This is a genomic window from Bradyrhizobium sp. CFUWI, assembly GCF_056429085.1.
This window is the reverse complement of record NZ_JBWJZE010000191.1, coordinates 1-453: the sequence shown is the minus strand read 5'-3', so window position 1 is coordinate 453 and position 453 is coordinate 1. Positions and strand designations below refer to the sequence as shown.

Annotated in this window: 1 protein-coding gene; it reads right to left on the bottom strand. The window is 55.6% G+C overall.

The annotated features are described in order from the left end of the window. Window positions 1–440: TniQ family protein (locus tag AC066S_RS39365; RefSeq protein WP_478271991.1), on the bottom strand; the 440-nt coding region annotated here is incomplete at its 3' end. Between the last annotated feature and the right edge of the window lie 13 nt (window positions 441–453).

Sequence of the window (453 nt, the reverse complement as noted above, 5' to 3'; positions counted from 1 at the left end):
CAGCAGATCACTCCGGGTAGATGGTGCTGCCGATGCCAGTAGTGGCAGCCGTTCATCTCAATATCTTCGGCTACACATGCGGGGCAAAAGCGGTGTGGCGTGTTGATTCCGAACCGGTTTGCAACGAGACCAAGCCGCAGTTTCAAGTCAAGGGAGTTACCTGAGCGCGAGTCCTCCATTAGTTGTGCATAGCGCTCGTGATCCAAGAACGGCCTGTGATACGGTAGCAGCGTACTAACTTCCATAAGATCGGCGAAAGAGTCGTGTGGCAGCGCCCTCGCGCATCGCTCGTTCATGGCATCGAAGTGACTGGGAAGGGTAAGGCTGGGTGTAACCGTCCTGCCGCCAAAAATTTTCCTCACTGCGTCTCGGCCCGTTCCCCACGCATTCAAGATTGCTAACCTGCACAGCCATGAATACAGCAGTTCGTCGTGGAGCAGCTCAGGCGTGTAG